General features: G+C 40.5%; 11 protein-coding genes and 1 tRNA gene. All 12 read right to left on the bottom strand.

Annotated features, from left to right (window positions below; genetic code table 11):
• Window positions 1-100 precede the first annotated feature (100 nt).
• The 12 genes from fusA to ABXG98_RS18780 all read right to left on the bottom strand — a co-directional run bounded on the left by fusA (window position 101) and on the right by ABXG98_RS18780 (window position 16,151).
• Window positions 101-2,200 carry an elongation factor G gene (gene fusA, locus ABXG98_RS18835; protein WP_353540257.1) on the bottom strand — a complete coding sequence of 700 codons (2,100 nt, stop codon included), beginning with the start codon at window positions 2,198-2,200 and terminating at the stop codon, window positions 101-103.
• A 247-nt stretch (window positions 2,201-2,447) separates the two neighbouring features.
• Window positions 2,448-2,921: a 30S ribosomal protein S7 gene (rpsG, locus tag ABXG98_RS18830; RefSeq protein ID WP_353540256.1), complete on the bottom strand. Its 474-nt coding sequence runs from the start codon at window positions 2,919-2,921 to the stop codon at window positions 2,448-2,450.
• 107 nt (window positions 2,922-3,028) lie between these two features.
• Entirely contained in the window at window positions 3,029-3,403 is a 375-nt protein-coding gene (rpsL, locus tag ABXG98_RS18825) for a 30S ribosomal protein S12 (RefSeq protein ID WP_353540255.1), read from the bottom strand.
• Between the two features lie 265 nt (window positions 3,404-3,668).
• A complete protein-coding gene (gene rpoC / locus ABXG98_RS18820) occupies window positions 3,669-7,874 on the bottom strand; it encodes a DNA-directed RNA polymerase subunit beta' (protein WP_353540254.1) in 4,206 nt (1,401 codons plus the stop codon).
• A 109-nt stretch (window positions 7,875-7,983) separates the two neighbouring features.
• A complete protein-coding gene (rpoB, locus tag ABXG98_RS18815) occupies window positions 7,984-12,012 on the bottom strand; it encodes a DNA-directed RNA polymerase subunit beta (RefSeq protein WP_353540253.1) in 4,029 nt (1,342 codons plus the stop codon).
• Between the two features lie 262 nt (window positions 12,013-12,274).
• On the bottom strand, window positions 12,275-12,643 hold the full coding sequence (gene rplL, locus ABXG98_RS18810; RefSeq protein WP_353540252.1) for a 50S ribosomal protein L7/L12: 369 nt from the start codon (window positions 12,641-12,643) through the stop codon (window positions 12,275-12,277).
• Window positions 12,644-12,791: 148 nt separating this feature from the next.
• Window positions 12,792-13,286, bottom strand: a complete 495-nt coding sequence (gene rplJ, locus ABXG98_RS18805) for a 50S ribosomal protein L10 (protein WP_353540251.1) — start codon at window positions 13,284-13,286, stop codon at window positions 12,792-12,794.
• 321 nt (window positions 13,287-13,607) lie between these two features.
• Window positions 13,608-14,306 (bottom strand): 50S ribosomal protein L1, encoded by a 699-nt coding sequence (rplA, locus tag ABXG98_RS18800; RefSeq protein ID WP_353540250.1) that lies wholly within the window; start codon window positions 14,304-14,306, stop codon window positions 13,608-13,610.
• Window positions 14,307-14,309: 3 nt separating this feature from the next.
• The gene (gene rplK / locus ABXG98_RS18795; RefSeq protein ID WP_353540249.1) at window positions 14,310-14,738 is read right to left on the bottom strand and encodes a 50S ribosomal protein L11; all 429 of its coding nucleotides are present in this window, start codon (window positions 14,736-14,738) and stop codon (window positions 14,310-14,312) included.
• A gap of 272 nt (window positions 14,739-15,010) precedes the next feature.
• Window positions 15,011-15,622 (bottom strand): transcription termination/antitermination protein NusG, encoded by a 612-nt coding sequence (nusG, locus tag ABXG98_RS18790; RefSeq protein ID WP_353540248.1) that lies wholly within the window; start codon window positions 15,620-15,622, stop codon window positions 15,011-15,013.
• Window positions 15,622-16,005, bottom strand: coding sequence for a preprotein translocase subunit SecE (gene secE, locus ABXG98_RS18785; RefSeq protein WP_353540247.1), 384 nt, complete (start codon window positions 16,003-16,005; stop codon window positions 15,622-15,624). The genes nusG and secE overlap by 1 nt, the downstream gene beginning before the upstream one ends.
• Window positions 16,006-16,074: 69 nt before the next feature.
• Window positions 16,075-16,151 (bottom strand) — tRNA-Trp (locus ABXG98_RS18780).
• Window positions 16,152-16,607: the final 456 nt, after the last annotated feature.

Genomic DNA, 16,607 nt, shown 5'->3' with positions numbered 1-16,607 from the left:
GTTCAATTACCTTTAAGTTTAGTGAACTAAATAAATTAAAAGGCGCAGTCAAAATGACTTTGCCAAATGTAAAATCAATTATTTTAACTTAATAAAAACCCTAACGAGTTTCCATTATTTTTTGTGCTACCAATTTCGGCGCTTCATTATACTGCTGAAACTCCATAGAGTAAGATGCACGGCCTTGTGTAGCACTTCGCAAGTCGGTAGCATAACCAAACATTTCGGCTAGCGGTACCAATGCATTTACAATCTTCAATCCTGCAGGACCTTCGTCCATTCCGTCAATCATACCGCGACGACGGTTTAAGTCCCCAACTACATCCCCCATATTGGCTTCTGGAGTTGTGACTTCTACCTTCATCATTGGCTCAAGTAAAACTGGGTTTGCATCAAGCACACCTTGTCTAAAGCCAATAGAGGCAGCGACTTTAAATGCCATCTCGTTAGAGTCGACATCATGAAAAGAGCCATCAAATAGTGTTACTTTAACGTCTAATAATGGAAAACCAGCGATAACACCGCTGTCCATTTGCTCTTTACAGCCTTTTTCTACTGCAGGAATAAATTCTTTAGGTACTGAGCCACCAACAACTTCATTAACAAACTCAAAACCTGAGCCTTCTTCAAGTGGTTCCATTCTTAACCAAACGTGACCGTATTGACCTTTACCACCTGACTGACGAACAAACTTGCCTTCCACTTCAACCGATTTTCTAATAGTTTCACGGTAAGACACTTGTGGATTACCCACATTACACTCAACGCTGAATTCTCGTTTCATACGTTCAACAAGAATATCTAAGTGTAGCTCGCCCATACCAGAAATAATGGTTTGACCGGTTTCATCATCTGTAGCAACTCTAAATGATGGGTCTTCCGCTGCTAGTTTGCCTAAGGCTATGCCCATTTTCTCTTGTGCTGCAAGAGTTTTAGGTTCAACTGCAACCGATATTACCGGTTCAGGAAACTCCATACGCTCTAAAGTTATGACCTTATTTGCATCACATAAGGTATCACCGGTAGTCACTTCTTTCAAACCAATTGCTGCGGCAATATCACCGGCACGAACTTCTTTGATTTCTTGCCTATCGTTGGCATGCATTTGTACAATACGACCAAAACGTTCTTTTTTACCCTTTACTGGGTTATAGACGCTGTCGCCTGTTTTTACAACACCGGAATATACACGGAAGAAAGTTAATGTACCAACAAATGGGTCGGTGGCTATTTTAAAAGCTAAGGCCGCAAAGGGCGCATTGTCATCTGCAGGACGTGTGCCTTCAGTTTCTTCTTTGTCGTCATTAATACCGGTAATTGCGGCAACTTCCGTTGGCGACGGTAAATATTCGATAACTGCATCAAGTACAGCTTGTACGCCTTTATTTTTGAAGGCACTACCACAGCTACATAAAATAATTTCATTAGCTAACGTGCGCGCCCGCAAGCCAACTTTTATTTCATCTTCGGATAAATCACCTTCTTCTAGGTATTTATCCATGAGTTCATCATTAGCTTCTGCCGCTTCAGACACCAAGTTTTCACGCCACTCATCTGCTAAGTCTTGCAAGTCAGCTGGAATGTCTTCGTAGGTGAAAGTCATACCTTGGTCAGCTTCAGACCAGTTAATAGCTTTCATTTTAATAAGGTCAACAACCCCTTCAAATTCATCCTCTGCGCCTATGGCTAAATGCATAGGTACTGCATTGGCTCCAAGCCTATCTTTCATCTGTTGAACTACAGATAAAAAATTAGCACCGGTTCTATCCATTTTATTGACAAACACCATGCGTGGCACAGCATATTTTTCCATTTGTCGCCAAACAGTTTCAGTTTGCGGTTGTACGCCTGAAGAGCCACATAAGACTAATACTGCACCATCAAGTACACGTAAAGAACGCTCTACTTCAATAGTGAAATCAACATGACCTGGGGTATCAATAATATTGATGCGATGATCGTCAAACTGGCCTTGCATCCCTTTCCAAAAACACGTAGTGGCTGCCGAAGTAATAGTAATACCTCGTTCTTGCTCTTGCTCCATCCAGTCCATGGTTGCAGCACCATCATGCACTTCACCGATCTTGTGAGAAAGCCCAGTATAGAATAATACACGTTCTGTGGTGGTGGTTTTACCTGCATCTACATGCGCACAAATACCAATATTACGGTAGCGCTCTATAGGTGTGACTCGGGCCAATTTCAATTCCCCTTAAAACAATATTTGTTATTAAAACGTTTAGGTGAAACGTTTGTTTCGACCCTTTATAAGCTTTATTAATTAAACCTTTATCGATGATAAAACCTTAATTAATAGAGCTTGATAGACGATGAACGCCCATGCTTTATAAAAAAGTATGGCTAGCAAAAGAAACTCTTGCTAGCCATGTGCTTACTTTAAGGTATATGCCCTAAAGCAGGCTATACATTCAAACAAACCGTGGAAATTACCAACGGTAATGAGCAAATGCTTTGTTAGCTTCAGCCATACGGTGAACGTCTTCACGTTTCTTAACCGCTGAACCTTTGCTGTCAGACGCATCTAACATTTCGTTAGCTAGGCGCTGAGCCATTGATTTTTCACCACGTTTACGAGCTGCTTCAACTAACCAACGCATGGCTAGTGCATTACGACGCACAGGACGAACTTCAACTGGTACTTGGTAAGTAGAACCACCAACACGACGAGATTTAACTTCCACTTGTGGGCGGATGTTATCTAACGCTTCTTCAAACAACTCTAAGTGTGTTTTTTCAGTGTTTTTTTCAGTTAAAATGTCTAATGCACCGTATACGATTTTTTCTGCAGTAGATTTTTTACCATCAACCATTAATATGTTGATGAATTTTGCTAAAAGTTCATTATGGAACTTAGGATCTGGCAATATTTTACGTTGCCCAACGACGCGTCTTCTTGGCATCTTAATTCTCCGTTGTATTCAGGATAAACCCAAAATGTAATATGTTATTTGGCCTTACTTAACGTTTCTATTCTTACCTATTTATACAATAAGCTGGAAAGGGAAACTTAAGATTTAGGTCGTTTAGCACCGTACTTAGAACGGCCTTGTCTTCTGTCGCTTACACCAGAACAATCTAGTGCGCCACGAACGGTGTGATAACGTACACCTGGTAAATCTTTAACACGACCACCACGGATTAAAATCACGCTATGCTCTTGTAAGTTATGACCTTCACCACCAATGTATGAAGTCACTTCGTAGCCGTTAGTTAAACGAACACGAGCAACTTTACGTAAAGCTGAGTTAGGTTTTTTCGGTGTAGTTGTATACACACGAGTACATACGCCACGACGTTGTGGGCAGGCTTGTAACGCTGGAACGTTACTTTTAGTTACCTGTCTAACACGTGGTTTACGTACTAGTTGGTTAATAGTTGCCATTATAGCTCCTGATTAGTTAAACATTGGGTAATTTTTAGTGACTAAGTTTGCCAAATTACCCTCTTATAAACGTGTAAAATCTTGCCTCATACTCAAGTGTCTACTAGGCACAGAATATAAGGTCGCGAAATTCTATAGGTCAATGGCTTCGCTGTCAAGTGATTAGTTTAAGAGACAAAAAAACCGCATCCGTTGCCGGGTGCGGTTTAGCTATTTTTGGTGCTCACTTATCCTTGTGAAGCATAACTGAATCTTAACTAAAGAATTAGTCTAGATCAGCATTTAGTGCGTCAGCTAATGCTTGTTCTGCATCATCAGCAGATACCGGGGTATCTTCATGTGCATCAAATGCCGCTTTTGCTTTAGCACGTTCCTGGTGATAGGCATAACCTGTACCAGCAGGAATTAGGCGACCAACAATCACGTTTTCTTTCAATCCACGTAAACCATCTTTCTTACCAGCAACGGCAGCTTCTGTTAGCACACGCGTTGTTTCTTGGAAAGATGCAGCTGAAATAAATGATTCTGTTGCTAATGATGCTTTAGTAATACCCATCATTTGCATCTCATACTCAGCTGGTTGCTTACCTTGCTCTTCAAGTTCACGGTTGGCGATATTTACACGCGCCACTTCAACTTGTTCACCTTTAAGGAATTCACTATCACCTGCATCAAGAATTTCACATTTACGGATCATCTGACGTACGATAACTTCAATATGCTTATCGTTAATCTTAACACCTTGTAAACGGTAAACTTCTTGTACTTCATTAACAATATAGTTTGCCACTGGCGCTACACCACGTAAACGAAGAATATCATGCGGAGATTCAGGACCATCAGCGATTACTTCACCTTTAGCCACTTGTTCACCTTCAAACACGTTTAATTGGCGTGTTTTAGGGATCATCTCTTCATATACTTCACCGCTAGGCTGGGTAATTAACAAGCGTACTTTACCTTTGGTTTCTTTACCGAAGCCAATAACACCAGTTTTCTCAGCAAGGATCGCAGGTAGTTTAGGCTTACGCGCTTCGAATAAGTCAGCAACGCGCGGAAGACCACCGGTAATATCACGAGTTTTCGAACTCTCTTGTGGTATACGGGCTAACGCATCACCGATATTAACATCAGCGCCATCTTCTAAGTTAACAATCGCATTACCTGGTAGATAGTAAAGTGCTGGAATATCAGTACCGGCGATCATTACATCTTTGCCTTTGGCATCAACTAATTTCAACGCAGGACGCATTTCTTTACCGCTAGCGCTACGTTGAGCAGCTTCAGTAATAACAATGCTTGATAAACCGGTCAATTCATCTGTTTGGCGAACCATAGTTACACCATCAACTAAATCAACAAATTGCGCTTTACCTTTTACTTCAGTAATAATTGGATGCGTATGCGGGTCCCAGTTGGCAATAGTATCGCCAGCCGTTACTGCTTGACCATCATTTTTCGATAGTACCGCACCATATGGCACTTTGTAGTTTTCTGTTACTCGGCCCATATCATCAATAACAGTTAGTTCTGATGAACGTGAAGTAATAACAAGGTTTTTCTCTGAGTTAGTTACAAATTTAGCATTTTGTAATTTCAGTGTACCTGAGTTGTTAACTTGAACACTATTCTCTGCAGAAGCACGAGATGCAGCACCACCGATATGGAACGTACGCATGGTTAACTGTGTACCCGGTTCACCGATTGATTGAGCAGCAACAACACCGATGGCTTCACCTTGGTTGATCATATGACCACGAGCCAAGTCACGACCATAACAGTGTGCACATATACCAAAGTCAGTTTCACACGTAATAATTGAACGAACTTTAATTTGATCGACCGAGTTTGCTTCAATCACATCACATAATGTTTCATCAATTAATGTATTACGTGGAAGTAAAACTTCTTCTGTCCCTGGAATTAATACGTCATCACAAACAACACGACCTAGCACACGTTCACGTAACGGCTCAACAACATCACCACCTTCAATTAATGGCGTCATTAATAGACCGTCATTAGTGCCACAGTCATGCTCTGTTACCACTAAATCTTGGGCAACATCAACCAAACGACGTGTTAAATAACCCGAGTTAGCTGTTTTCAATGCCGTATCGGCCAAACCTTTACGCGCACCATGAGTTGAGATGAAGTATTCAGATACATTCAAACCTTCACGGAAGTTAGCTTTGATTGGGGTCTCGATGATTGAACCATCAGGTTTTGCCATCAAGCCACGCATACCTGCTAATTGACGAATCTGAGCGGCACTACCACGAGCACCCGAGTCAGCCATCATAAAGATTGAGTTAAATGAGTCTTGCTCTTCCATCTCACCTTCACGGTTTTTAATCTGCTCTTTCGATAAGTTGTCCATCATCGCTTTTGATACTTTTTCGTTGGCAGACGACCAAATATCAATAACTTTGTTGTATTTCTCACCAGCTGTTACAAGACCTTGGTCAAATTGGGCCTGAATTTCAGCCACTTCAGCTTCTGAATCTTCAATGATGGTGTACTTAGCATCAGGGATAACCATATCGTCAATACCGACCGATGCACCTGCTACCATTGCGTAATGGAAGCCTGTGTACATAATTTGGTCAGCGAAGATTACCGTTTCTTTTAAACCTAAGTTACGGTATGCATGGTTGATCAATTTAGAAATCGCTTTTTTAGCTAAAGGCTGATCAATGATTTCATAAGGTAAACCTTTAGGGCAAACCTGCCATAAAATAGCACGACCAACTGTAGTATCACGCAAGCTTGTGCTTTCTTCGAATTCACCGTCTGCATTTTTAACATGCTCAGTGATACGAATTTTAACACGGGCATGAAGCTCAGCAACACCAGTACGGTATGCCTTTTCTGCTTCTTTGGTGTCAACAAACACCATGCCTTCACCTAAACCATTCACACAATCACGCGTAAGGTAATAAAGACCTAATACAACATCCTGTGATGGTACAATAATTGGCTCACCGTTTGCTGGTGCTAATACGTTGTTAGTTGACATCATCAACGTACGTGCTTCCATTTGTGCTTCGATTGTCAACGGTACGTGTACCGCCATTTGGTCACCATCAAAATCGGCATTGTATGCCGCACAAACTAATGGATGAAGATGAATTGCTTTACCTTCAATTAGCACTGGTTCAAACGCCTGAATACCTAATCTATGAAGTGTAGGTGCACGGTTAAGCATTACCGGATGTTCGCGGATTACTTCATCAAGTACATCCCAAACTTCCGCGCCTTCGCGTTCTACTAATTTCTTAGCGGCTTTAATTGTAGTTGCAAGACCACGACGCTCTAATACACCGTAAATAAATGGCTTGAATAATTCGAGTGCCATTTTCTTTGGTAAACCACATTGATGAAGTTTCAATGTTGGTCCTACGGTAATTACAGAACGACCTGAATAATCAACACGTTTACCGAGTAAGTTCTGACGGAAACGACCTTGCTTACCCTTGATCATATCGGCAAGAGATTTAAGAGGACGCTTGTTAGAACCGGTAATAGCACGACCACGACGACCATTATCTAATAATGCATCAACAGATTCTTGTAACATACGTTTTTCGTTACGTACGATAATATCTGGAGCAACTAGGTCAAGAAGACGTTTTAAACGGTTGTTACGGTTAATTACTCGACGATATAAGTCGTTAAGATCAGATGTCGCAAAACGACCACCATCTAGTGGTACTAACGGACGTAAATCTGGCGGTAAAATTGGTAGCACGTTCATAATCATCCACTCAGGCTTGTTGCCTGAAGCAGCGAATGCTTCCATTAATTTTAAACGCTTAGTGATTTTCTTACGTTTAGTTTCACTACCGATTTCAGGAAGCTCTTCACGCATTTGTGCAACTTCACCGTCTAAATCGATTTGTTGCAGTAACGCTAACACGGCTTCTGCACCCATTAGGGCATCGAATTCATCGCCGTGCTCTTCTAGTGCATCAAGATATTCTTCTTCGGTTAGAATTTGGCTTTTCTCTAAGGTTGTCATACCTGGTTCGGTAACAACGTAAGATTCAAAGTAAAGCACGCGCTCAATATCACGTAATGTCATATCAAGTAATAAACCAATACGTGACGGTAATGATTTTAAAAACCAAATATGGGCAACTGGACTTGCAAGTTCGATATGACCCATACGGTCACGACGCACTTTAGTCAACGTGACTTCAACGCCACATTTTTCACAGATAACACCACGATGCTTTAATCGTTTGTATTTACCACAAAGACATTCGTAATCTTTTACAGGACCAAAAATACGCGCACAGAATAATCCATCACGCTCTGGCTTAAAGGTACGGTAGTTGATGGTTTCTGGCTTTTTAACTTCACCAAATGACCAAGAACGAACTAAGTCGGGTGAAGCTAGGCCGATGCGAATACCATCGAAGTCTTCGGTTTGATTTTGTTGCTTAAGAAACTTAAGTAAATCTTTCACACTCTTCTCCTGTCGGAGTTAAACATTTGAGAGCAACTAATCATTAGCGCTCTCCATGTACTGAATTTTCAGCATTGCTAGCCCCCAAAGGGAGGCTAGACTCTAGGTGCTAGTCTTCGTCTAACTCAATATTAATACCTAAAGAGCGAATCTCTTTAAGTAATACATTGAAGGATTCAGGAATGCCTGGCTCCATACGATGATCACCGTCAACCAAGTTTTTATACATCTTAGTACGACCAGTAACATCATCAGACTTAACGGTAAGCATTTCCTGTAAGGTATATGCTGCACCATAAGCTTCTAGTGCCCAAACTTCCATCTCACCGAAGCGCTGGCCACCAAATTGTGCTTTACCACCTAATGGTTGCTGTGTCACTAAACTATAAGAACCAGTAGAACGAGCATGCATTTTGTCATCAACTAAATGGTTTAGTTTTAACATATACATATATCCAACTGTTACTGGACGTTCAAATTTACGTCCTGTACGTCCATCAGTTAAAGTAAACTGACCGCTTTGTGGCATTTCGGCTAGGGTAAATAGCTCTTTAATTTCTTTCTCTGCTGCACCATCAAATGCTGGTGTTGCAATCGGTAAGCCAGCACGTAAATTACCGGCTAAACGTAATACTTCATCATCAGAGAAACTTGCTACATCTACTTCTTGGCGAGATTCACCAACATTGTAAACTTCTTGTAAGAAGTTACGCAGTTTGTGAATTTCTTGTTGTGCTTCAAGCATACGGTTGATCTTTTCACCAATACCGCGTGCGGCCATACCTAAGTGAGTTTCTAAGATCTGACCGATGTTCATACGCGAAGGTACACCAAGCGGGTTCAATACAACATCGACTGGCACACCGTGCTCATCGTATGGCATATCTTCAACAGGTACTACATTTGAAATAACACCCTTGTTACCATGACGACCAGCCATTTTATCACCTGGCTGAATACGACGTTTAACCGCTAAGTATACTTTAACTATTTTTAATACGCCCGGTTGTAAATCATCGCCTTGAGTTATTTTACGACGCTTAACTTCATATTTCTTATCGAAATCTTCTTTAATATTGTCGTATTGCTCGGCAATTTGTTCAAGTTCAGCTTGTTGATCTTCATCCGCTAAATTTTGAACTAACCATTTGTCACGAGACATACCATTTAAGTCAGCTTCATTTAAACCAGCTGATAATAGTAATTTCTTAGTACGTGCAAAAACACCATCTTCTAAAATGCTTAATTCATCGCCAAGATCTTTCTTAACTTCTTTAAGTTGCAACTCTTCAATTTCTATAGCACGCGCATCTTTTTCAACACCGTCTCTAGTGAAGATTTGTACATCAATGATAGTGCCTTTTACTGAGTTAGGTACGCGTAACGAGCTATCCTTAACATCAGCGGCTTTCTCACCGAAAATAGCACGTAATAGTTTTTCTTCTGGTGTTAATTGGGTTTCACCTTTAGGAGTAACTTTACCCACTAAGATATCACCACCATTAACTTCAGCACCAATGTAGACAACACCGGCTTCATCTAACTTACCTAAAGCAGACTCACCAACATTGGGGATATCGGCAGTAATTTCTTCACTTCCCAGTTTTGTATCACGTGCGATACAAGTTAGTTCTTGAATGTGAATAGTTGTAAATCTGTCTTCAATAGCTACACGCTCAGATAACAACATTGAATCTTCAAAGTTGTAACCATTCCAAGGCATGAATGCAATACGCATGTTTTGACCTAGTGCCAATTCACCCATATCCGTTGAAGGACCGTCAGCTAATACATCGCCACGCACTACTGGCTCATTCATTCGACACACTGGTCGCTGATTGATACAAGTATTTTGGTTAGAGCGTGTGTATTTTGTTAAGTTATAGATGTCAATACCCGCTTCACCAGCGTGCATTTCGTCTTCGTTAACTTTAACAACAATACGTGAAGCATCTACATAACTAACAACACCACCACGTTTTGCAACTGCCGTTACACCTGAATCTACAGCAACGGTTTTTTCCATACCGGTACCAACTAATGGCTTATCAACAATTAGTGTTGGTACTGCTTGACGTTGCATGTTCGAGCCCATTAAGGCACGGTTAGCATCATCATGTTCTAGGAATGGGATAAGTGACGCCGCAACAGAAATAATTTGTTGTGGTGAAACATCCATATACTGAACTTCGTCAGCTGACTTTAAGGTAAACTCGTTTTTGAAACGACAGTTAACTAAATCTTCAGTTAATTTATCACTTTCATCACGCACAGCATTAGCTTGAGCGATAACAAAGTTGCCTTCTTCGATGGCTGATAAGTAATCAATATCATCTGTTACTTGACCATCAACAACTTTACGGTATGGCGTTTCTAAGAATCCATAATCGTTTGTCCGTGCGTAACAAGAAAGCGAGTTGATCAAACCGATGTTTGGCCCCTCTGGCGTTTCGATTGGACAAACACGACCATAATGCGTTGGATGAACATCTCGTACTTCAAAACCAGCACGTTCACGTGTCAAACCACCCGGCCCTAAGGCAGAAATACGACGTTTGTGCGTCACTTCTGAAAGCGGGTTGTTTTGATCCATAAACTGTGACAACTGTGATGAGCCAAAGAACTCTTTCACTGCTGCAGAAATTGGTTTCGCGTTAATTAAATCTTGAGGCATGATCGCATCTAAGTCACCTAGACTTAAACGTTCACGTACAGCACGCTCTACACGAACAAGACCAACACGGAATTGGTTTTCAGCCATTTCGCCTACGCTACGAATACGACGGTTACCTAAATGATCGATATCATCAACTTCACCTTTACCGTCACGAATGGCGATTAAGGTTTTCATGACCGCTATAATATCATCATTTGATAAAACACCTGAGCCGATATCATCTGCATTACCAACACGTCGGTTAAACTTCATACGACCGACAGTCGATAAATCATAACGCTCTGATGAGAAGAATAAGTTAGTAAATAACGTATCTGCCGCATCTTTTGTTGGTGGCTCGCCTGGGCGCATCATTCGGTAAATTTCAACCAATGCTTCTAAGCGATTAGTTGAGTTATCGACACGCAAGGTATCTGACATGTATGAACCAACGTCAAATTCGTTCATATATAAAGTAGATAGTACTTTATGGCCAGCTTGGCTTAATTCAGCTAATAATTCTAATGTAAGCTCAGTATTCGCTTCAGCAACTACTTCGCCCGTCGATTTATCGATATACGCTTTTGATAATACTTTACCAACTATATACTCAGCAGGTACATCAAGCTTATCAATTTTAGCCTTCTCTAACGCACGGATGTGACGAGCAGTAATTCGACGACCAGACTCAACTAATACTTCACCTTTCTTAATAGAGATGTCGAAAATAGCCGTTTCACCACGAAGGCGATCAGGCACAAGATCCATGACTAATTTGTCACCTTTGATCTCGAAGTTAGTCGTATCGTAGAAAATGTCTAGAATTTCTTCTGTAGAGTATTCTAATGCACGTAAGATAATCGATGCCGGTAGTTTACGACGTCTGTCAATACGCACAAATAAGTTATCTTTTGGATCAAATTCAAAATCCAACCATGAACCACGGTAAGGAATAACGCGTGCGTTATACAATACTTTACCCGATGAGTGCGTTTTACCTTTATCGTGATCAAAGAATACACCAGGAGAACGGTGTAATTGTGAAACGATAACACGCTCAGTACCATTAATTACAAATGTACCGTTATCTGTCATCAACGGGATTTCACCCATGTACACTTCTTGTTCTTTGATATCTTTAACAGTACCTGCTGCGGCTTCTTTATCGTAAACCACTAAGCGTAATTTCACGCGCAGTGGTGCAGAATAAGTTACACCACGTATTTGACATTCTTTTACGTCAAATAAGGGTTCACCTAAACGATAGCTTACAAATTGTAATTCTGAGCTACCTGAATAAGCTTTAATTGGGAAAATAGAACGGAAAGCAGCCTCTAGACCGGTTTCACCTGTGGGATCAATATCAATAAACTTGCGGAAAGAATCGAGTTGAATGGACAATAAGAATGGATATTCCATTACTTGTGCACTTTTACCAAAGTCCTTTCTAATTCGCTTTTTCTCAAAGTATGAGTAAGCCATGGGGTTCCTCAGCTTGCTGGTTATGGCCAAATCTGCCTAGTGAGTTGCCCCACATAGACAGGTTATTTAGATAATGTTTACGTCTAAACATTACTAGATGATTAAATCAATCATCTAACGCTTTATCTTATATAAATATACTGCACTGTTTTTGCTTAAAAAAAAAGTGTTTGTTTTATAGCAATCAAAAGCGCAAAAAGGCCGGTGACGTTTAAATCACCAGCCATTGCCTTTTCAGGCAAACAATCTGTTTAATAACAGACTATTTGATCTCAACAGAAGCACCAGCTTCTTCAAGGGCTTTCTTAAGCTCTTCTGCTTCAGCTTTTTCTACGCCTTCTTTGATCGCTTTAGGAGCAGCTTCAACTAACTCTTTAGCTTCTTTAAGACCTAAGCCTGTTGCGCCACGAACTGCTTTGATTACAGCAACTTTCTTATCGCCGAAGCTAGCAAGTACTACGTCAAATTCAGTTTGCTCTTCAGCAGCACCACCAGCATCACCACCAGCAACTGCAACAGCAGCAGCAGCAGATACGCCGAATTTTTCTTCCATTGCTTCAATAAGTTCAACTACGTCCATTACTGACATTTCAGCAATTGCGTTTAGGATATCGTCTTTAGATAGAGACATTTTAAATTTTCCTGTTTTTTAAGAAACAGTCTTTGCTTCGTTTTGAAGTCATAAGATCTGTTTGAATAACTATTAATTACAAAAAGCCTGGCTACTATTAGGATTAATAATTTTAGCCAAAATAGATTTCTTATAGATAGAAATACTATTAAGCAGCTTCTTGTTCTTTCTGATCGCGAACTGCAGCAATCGTACGGCATAATTTGCCGGCAGATGCTTCTTTCATAGCGCTCATTAAACGGGCAATTGCTTCGTCGTAAGTTGGTAGCTTAGCTAACATATTTACGTCTACAACATTACCTTCAAATGCTGCTGCTTTTAGTTCAAAGTCTTCGTTTGTTTTTGCGAAGTCAGTGAATAAACGTGCAGCTGCACCTGGATGTTCGTTTGAAAATGCAATTAGAGTCGGCCCTTTAAATGTGTCATTAACACACTCAAATTCCGTTCCTGCTACTGCACGACGTGCTAAGGTATTACGGACAACTTTCATCCATACACCGTTTTCACGTGCTTGCTTACGCAATGCAGTAATTGCTTCAACTGTAACACCACGGGCATCCGCGATTACAGCTGATTGAGCGCCACTAGCAGCTTCTTGAACTTCAGCAACTATTGCTTTTTTGTCATCAAGATTGATAGCCATTGGCTTTAACTCCTGGTTCACCGGGCATCTAATTATACACGCACCGGTATTTACAATCCCTAGCATACATAATTGCATACTAGACCATTACGGCGAGGACCAGAATTTAAGGAAAAATATCTGGGTAATCACCATCTACGTAGGAAATTAAGCAAATAACAGATGCTATGCGCATACACGCCACATTCTGCTGGGTTTTGCACCTACGGTCTTGGACGGGGGTTAGTTACTTTCTATATAAAACAGAGACTAACTAACTCCTACCAAAATTTAAGGGACGAAATTATAGTCTATAATATCGTCCCTGTAAAGAATCAATAATTAAGCTTGAGATAAGCTTGCTTGGCTAACGGCAACACCGGCACCCATTGTAGTAGAAAGCGATACTTTCTTAATATATTGACCTTTAGCATTTGCTGGTTTTGCTTTTTTAAGCGCTTCTAACAAAAACTCTAAGTTCTGTTGTAATTGCTCAGCATCGAAATCAGCCTTACCAATAGTAGTATGGATAATACCGTTTTTATCGTTACGATAGCGAACTTGACCAGATTTAGCGTTTTTAACCGCGCCTGCTACGTCAGGTGTTACTGTACCAACTTTAGGGTTAGGCATTAAACCACGAGGGCCTAAGATTTGACCTAGTTGACCAACTACACGCATTGCGTCAGGAGAAGCGATTACAACATCAAAGTTCATTTCGCCAGATTTAACTTGTTCTGCTAAATCTTCCATGCCAACAACATCTGCACCGGCTTCTTTTGCTTTTTCAGCATTAGCGCCTTGTGTAAATACTGCAACACGAACATCACGACCAGTACCGTTTGGTAATACCGCAGCACCACGTACGTTTTGATCAGATTTACGAGCATCGATACCAAGGTTAATAGCAACATCTACACTTTCGCGGAATTTTGCTGTGGCAAACTCTTTTAATAAAGAAACTGCTTCATTGATATCATATTCTTTTGTTACGTCTACTTTTTCACGGATAAGACGAGCGCGTTTTGTTAATTTAGCCATTGATTAGTCCTCTACCACTAAACCCATTGAACGAGCAGAACCCGCAATGGTACGCACTGCAGCTTCCATAGAACCAGCAGTTAAATCAGGTTCTTTTGTCTTAACGATTTCTTCAAGTTGTGCTGTTGTAACAGTACCCACTTTTTCTGTGTTAGGACGACCAGAGCCGCTTTTCACACCAGCAGCTTTCTTCAATAAGAATGATGCAGGTGGAGTTTTTGTTTCGAAAGTAAACGAACGGTCACTGTATACAGTAATAACTACTGGAACCGGCGCGCCTTTTTCGATTGAATCTGTTTTGGCGTTAAACGCTTTACAGAATTCCATGATGTTTACACCATGCTGACCAAGAGCTGGACCAACTGGTGGTGACGGGTTAGCTGCACCAGCAGCTACTTGTAGCTTGATTAAAGCTTGGACTTTTTTAGCCATTATAAAATACCTATAGTTTGGGTAATTAACGCAAATTACTGCAACAACAGTTTTTTGCTTCCCTGTTTGCTAAACTACTTATTTTTGAACAATATGTCGCCAAAAAAAGTAAATATTGACCGCGCTAAAAAAACGCGGCAGCGGATTATATATTAATCTGCCACCTGCTTTCAAGGAATTTTTATTATCGTGTAAAATTAACGGTGTAAAATTAACGCATAAAAAAACCAAAGCGCTGCTTTGGTTTTTTATTTAACAGAGATAACCTTGGCTTAGCTGCCTTTTTCTACCTGACCAAACTCAAGATCTACCGGTGTTGAACGACCAAAAATAAGCACTGACACTTTGATTCGGTTTTTCTCGTAATCAAGCTCTTCAACCACACCATTAAAGTCAGCAAATGGGCCATCAATAACGCGAATAACTTCACCTGGTTCAAACAATGTTTTAGGTTTAGGTTTATCCGTATCAACTAAGCGTTGTAAAATACGATCAGCTTCTCTTTGCGTAATAGGTGCAGGGCGTTCTTTTGTTCCACCAATAAAACCAAGTACACGGGGCACACTTTTTACTAAATGCCAAGATTCATCGTCTAGCTCCATATGAACTAGAACATAGCCAGGAAAGAATTTACGTGAACTTTTACGTTTCTGACCAGCTCGCATTTCTACGACATCTTCAGTGGGTACTAATATTTCACCAAACTTTTCTTGGAGACCATGTATTTCAATGTGCTCAAGTAAGGTTTTTTGTACCCGGCCTTCATAACCTGAAAAGGCTTGTACTACATACCATTTTAATTTTGGGTTTTGATTAACAGCACTATCGGCTGTTTCTTCTGCATCGTTACCATCAACAGAATCTTCGATAAAATCTTCAGACATTATAATACCTTCATACCCGTAATTAATCCTACTAACCAAAACAGCACTGAGTCTAAGCCCCAAAGTAGTAATGACATTAATAGTGTTACTACTAGCACTATACCTGTTGTTTGAATTGCCTCTTGACGAGTGGGCCAAACAACTTTACGAACTTCTGTTCGCGATTCTTTGGCGAATGCTACAGCAGTACGGCCTTTTAGTGTTTGCATCGCAACTAAGCCTGCGATACCAACAGCTACTACAACACCAATAGCGCGAAGTAGAACTGATTCTTGACCATAATAGTAGTTACCCCCAATAGCAGCCGCTAATAACAAGACAATAATGCCCCATTTTAAGCCGTCTAAAGAACTGCTTGGTTGTTCTTCTGTACTTGCATTCATAAGTCTATTCCGTAATTATTTCTTATTTGAAACTGTTCAAATATGCACGCTGGGCATATTCAATATAAATGGCAGGGGTGGAGAGACTCGAACTCCCAACCATCGGTTTTGGAGACCGCTGTTCTACCAATTGGAACTACACCCCTACAGTTTACTAACGCTCACTCTTGCTTTATTAATATAGGTTAACCTGCTAATTACAAGCCAAACCAATATTTGTTCTTAAGATAGTGACAAAGCAACAGTTACACTTATCGGGTGAATCTTAGTTTTACAGGGAATTAAGAGATACTCGAGAAGTGAGGCGCTATTATACTCAGCCAGACGTATTTCTCAAGCAGTATTTGATTGTCGACTAAAGTTTCAGCTTTCGATTTTTATACTGTTACTGAAAACTGCGCTTTTTGAGTATAAACTTTTTCATGTTTACACAAAAAAAGGCCGCAACAGCGACCTTTTCAATGACAATTGATTTAATAATTTGTTGCTAGATGCCGGGTTAGCAAAGCGGAAGCACGGAGTTGACGTTAGTCAATGAGTACTTCCAATGCCGCTAACACAAACTCTAGCGCAAATTAGTTATCAATTAATCTAAAATGCTA

This window comes from Colwellia sp. KU-HH00111 (genome assembly GCF_040362745.1).
GTDB lineage: Bacteria > Pseudomonadota > Gammaproteobacteria > Enterobacterales > Alteromonadaceae > Colwellia.
The sequence above is the reverse complement of the archived record's forward strand: the minus strand, read 5'-3'. Positions and strand labels throughout refer to the sequence as shown.

Excerpts from the sequence above, each read along its gene's own strand:
- rplL (WP_353540252.1), bottom strand. The coding sequence starts at position 12,643 with ATGTCTCTATCTAAAGACGATATCCTAAACGCAATTGCTGAAATGTCA.
- rplA (WP_353540250.1), bottom strand. The coding sequence starts at position 14,306 with ATGGCTAAATTAACAAAACGCGCTCGTCTTATCCGTGAAAAAGTAGAC.
- rpsG (WP_353540256.1), bottom strand. The coding sequence starts at position 2,921 with ATGCCAAGAAGACGCGTCGTTGGGCAACGTAAAATATTGCCAGATCCT.
- rpsL (WP_353540255.1), bottom strand. The coding sequence starts at position 3,403 with ATGGCAACTATTAACCAACTAGTACGTAAACCACGTGTTAGACAGGTA.
- rplK (WP_353540249.1), bottom strand. The coding sequence starts at position 14,738 with ATGGCTAAAAAAGTCCAAGCTTTAATCAAGCTACAAGTAGCTGCTGGT.
- rplJ (WP_353540251.1), bottom strand. The coding sequence starts at position 13,286 with ATGGCTATCAATCTTGATGACAAAAAAGCAATAGTTGCTGAAGTTCAA.
- nusG (WP_353540248.1), bottom strand. The coding sequence starts at position 15,622 with ATGTCTGAAGATTTTATCGAAGATTCTGTTGATGGTAACGATGCAGAA.
- rpoB (WP_353540253.1), bottom strand. The coding sequence starts at position 12,012 with ATGGCTTACTCATACTTTGAGAAAAAGCGAATTAGAAAGGACTTTGGT.
- secE (WP_353540247.1), bottom strand. The coding sequence starts at position 16,005 with ATGAATGCAAGTACAGAAGAACAACCAAGCAGTTCTTTAGACGGCTTA.